This window comes from Caballeronia arvi, assembly GCF_001544695.2.
GTDB lineage: Bacteria > Pseudomonadota > Gammaproteobacteria > Burkholderiales > Burkholderiaceae > Caballeronia > Caballeronia arvi.
Map to the genome: position 1 here is coordinate 1 of NZ_FCOM02000156.1, position 3,523 is coordinate 3,523.

The window sequence follows — 3,523 nt, forward strand, 5'->3', positions numbered from 1 at the left end:
TGCTCGAAGTCCTCGACGATCGCCACGGCAACCGTTCCACGATGGCGACATCGCAGTTGCCGGTCGACAACTGGCATGACGCTATAGGCGAACCGACTGTCGCGGATGCGATCCTTGACCGACTTGTACACAACGCCCATCGCCTCACGCTCGATGGTGAATCAATGCGCAAGACGAGAAGCTCGTTGACTGCAACGACTGAGACCGAGTAAAAAGGCAAAGCTCCCGCGTCGCTGCCACCTGTTTGTTCGCGATGGCGTGGAATTCGTGTTCGCTTTGCCGTGGAATCAGCGTTCGATTTGGTGTGGATTGGGTGTTCGTTTTGCGTGGAATAGGCAGTATCGCTGCGTCAGCAGCATTGAACGAGTTTCGAATCAAACTCGGCGAGATGCACAGCGGCCCTCCGTAGACACTCGTTCGCATCGTAATAACATCCCCGCTGCGCTTAACGCTATGAACATCGACCAGCTCATTCGTCTTCTACGACGAGCACCGAAGGGTGCTACCGTCCTTCTGCTTCCGGCACGTGGCGACGCTGACGAATGCGACATGGTCCGCGGGGTTGTTAGTCCGGGCCGGCCTTGGGTACATGAGCGACAACGCCGTACGGATGGCCATGTCGACCACTCTTTTTATCCTAGCGCGGACGAGTGGTCGGAGGGCTTCAACGAGGCAACTGACGACGCTTCCCTTGAGCGTGTTGTGATACTGGTCGCGGATGCAGGAAGCTTGGAGCATACGCTTACGGAGCTCGCCCGCGCAGGTCGAACCATCTCAACGGAAGACCTCCGTGCGCAGGAAGTACAGCATTACCGTGACATGCTTACAAACGGTACGTTGCTGTCAGAGGAGGCTTTTCGGGCGCAACTGGGCGTAAGCAAGAAGCGGCTGGCCGCAATGGTCGGCGACGGCCGGGTGTTCGCGCTCGACGTTGAAGGTCACCAAGCGTTTCCGGCCTTTCTCTCCGATACACGTTTGAAATTAAAGCGCCTCTGGAAGGTTTCCCGGATTTTGGTGCCAGCACCGCCTGCGCTGCGGCTGGACCTGCTGACACGGCAATGTGGCGCGCTCGGCGACGAAGTTCCGCTCGAACTGCTCGCGAACGACAAAGCGTTTCGCAAGCTACTGAGATTCGCTCGGGGTTGGGCGGGCGAGTTCAGTCGAACGCGGGTCGACGTTTATGACGCAAGCAGTTCCGTCGACCCGACCACCGCTGAGTGTCTCTATTCCTGCGCTGCCGAAGTTGACTCACGAGTTCCTCTGTGGACACGCGCATTGAAGGCGATTCGTTCGCCCGGCTATCAGTTTCCTCACGAGATTCCACCGGCACCCGCGACGGTGCTAGTCATCGTCGAACGCGCCACCGCTGGAGAAAGCGGTGCAGACCTCGAGGCACGACTCCTATGCGAACTCGACGGCCGCGTTTTGCGAGTTGCCGTGACTGCAGGAGGCGAAGAACCTTCAGTTGTTCACAAGCTCAAGCTCGCGACCAAGAATCCGACCGTGGGGTACCTTTGCAGCGCCGTCTTCAGTATGTTGTCAAAGCTAAGCGGAAGCTAGAGACATGAGACTAGCTCCCATATACGGCGACCTGCTAGACACCGATGAGCCTGATTCGATGCGCAATGTACGTCGAGCACGGCGCCTGCTAGTTAGAAACGGATGCCTGCTGACCGCAGCGCAGTTTTCCCGTCGCTCTGGCATATCTCGCGCTCAGCTCGAGACGCGGCTGAACAAAAGGTCCATGTTTGTAATCGTATCGGGCCGCGACACCCTTTACCCGGCGCTCTTCATCTGCCAAACCCGGCCTGCGTCCCGATTATTGAGGCTGGCTCGTATCATGAGTGCGATGAACGACCCGTGGGCTGCCTACTTTGAGCTCACTTACACGTTCGAGAGCCTCGGGAACCGAAGCCTCCTGCAAGTGATGCACCGCGCTGCTGGGTTTCGCGCAGCGATGCGATATGCCCGACGCTTGGCCGGTGAGTGACCGACCCCGACCCCCTACTCCGATGACCTCCCAAATCTCTCAGCTTTGTGTGTTTGCAAACATGGATGCGTCGTGGGTTCCCTGTGGCCAATTATCGGTCACCGAGGAGGGTGCCGACTTGACGGCATCGGCCTTTGAGTACGACCGAGCGTATGTTCAGCGAGCCGATGCTTTCGGGATAGACCCAGTAAGTCTCAGCCTTGTCGGCAAACCCGGCGCTGCTGGACGACGGGCTCCAGCCAACGCCCTCCCGTACTTCAGTGCGATTCGCGATGCTACGCCAGATGCATGGGGCCGGCGCGTTATCGAAGCGAAGCTGGGCGCCTCCCTCAACGGCCTGCCCGAATCTCATTATCTCCTCCATGCCGGAAGCGACCGCGTCGGTGCACTCGACGTTCGCTGCGATACGTCAGCACCGCCGCTCGTAGGCGATGATTCGTGGGACGCTCTGCCGAGACTCGCGGAAGGAGCCAGTCTCATTGAGCGTGGCCTTTCCGTTCCACCGGAGCTTGCCGACATATTCGTGCAAGGCGCGGCACTGGGCGGAGCTCGTCCCAAAGCCTCCGTTCGCGATGCGCAGGGAACGCTGCACCTCGCTAAGTTCGCGAGCGAGGGAGACCGCGTCGATGTGCCCGCCGTTGAATACGCGACGCTACGCTTGGCAGAAAGAGCGGGGCTTCGAGTGCCATCAGCGCGATTGACTCGAGTCAATGACCGCAATGTTCTGCTCGTTCGCCGATTCGACCGCTATTGGACGAGTCCGGGAGGCGCGACGAGGAAGGGTGATGCCCGGTTCCTGCGCGGGGACCCTGGCGTCGGTGATATTGAACACCGCGTGCCGTTTGTCAGCGGGCTAACGCTCGCCGGCTGCGATGAGATGGAATCGCGAAGTATGTCGTACGCAGCATTGGGCGCTTGCATGCAGAAACATTACCGAACCTTGCTCGCATATGACGGGCTGGCGGAGTTGTATAAGCGTATGCTCTTCAATATTTTCGTGAGCAACAACGACGACCATTTGCGAAACTTCGGCTTTTTGTGGGACGCGGAGCTGAAGAGTTGGCGCCTGAGCCCCGTGTACGACCTGCTCCCGCAGCCCAGTATCGCGAGCGAGCGATTTCAGCATCTCGGCGTTGGCACCAGCGGAAGACTCGCTACCTTAGACAATGCGTTAAGTGACCTTAAACGTTTTCAGCTGTCAAAGCAATTCGCCTGTGAACTCATCGCGGACGTCTGGCGGGTCGTAAGTAGTTGGCGCGTAACATTCGACGAATGCGGCGTCGCTGGTGAGGACGTAGACAGAGTTCAATCTGCATTCCGCCACATCGACGCTGTCTCGTCCACCTTGCTTCGCCAAGAATTGCCTTAAGGGGACCTTCTTCGTGCAAGACGAGACAAACGCGGAAAGCGAAGCCATTTGAGCCGTATTGTTCACAAATTTGAACTTAGCTTTCTTGAGCCTGTCATAAATTTCGTGTTCAAGGCATAACATGTGCGAAAAGGAGCATGTATGCCACGCAAACCGAAAGCTGC

3 protein-coding genes are annotated in these 3,523 nt (G+C 58.2%); all 3 read left to right on the forward strand.

Features of this window, described 5'->3' with window-relative positions:
• A partial coding sequence (locus AWB74_RS43650) for an ATP-binding protein (protein WP_160110405.1) occupies nucleotides 1–212 on the forward strand: 212 nt, incomplete at its 5' end.
• A gap of 517 nt (nucleotides 213–729) precedes the next feature.
• Complete coding sequence (locus AWB74_RS46735; protein ID WP_160110406.1) at nucleotides 730–1,560, forward strand: hypothetical protein; 831 nt, start codon at nucleotides 730–732, stop codon at nucleotides 1,558–1,560.
• Between the two features lie 548 nt (nucleotides 1,561–2,108).
• The gene (locus AWB74_RS43665; protein WP_160110407.1) at nucleotides 2,109–3,359 is read left to right on the forward strand and encodes a type II toxin-antitoxin system HipA family toxin; all 1,251 of its coding nucleotides are present in this window, start codon (nucleotides 2,109–2,111) and stop codon (nucleotides 3,357–3,359) included.
• The last annotated feature ends 164 nt before the right edge of the window (nucleotides 3,360–3,523 follow it).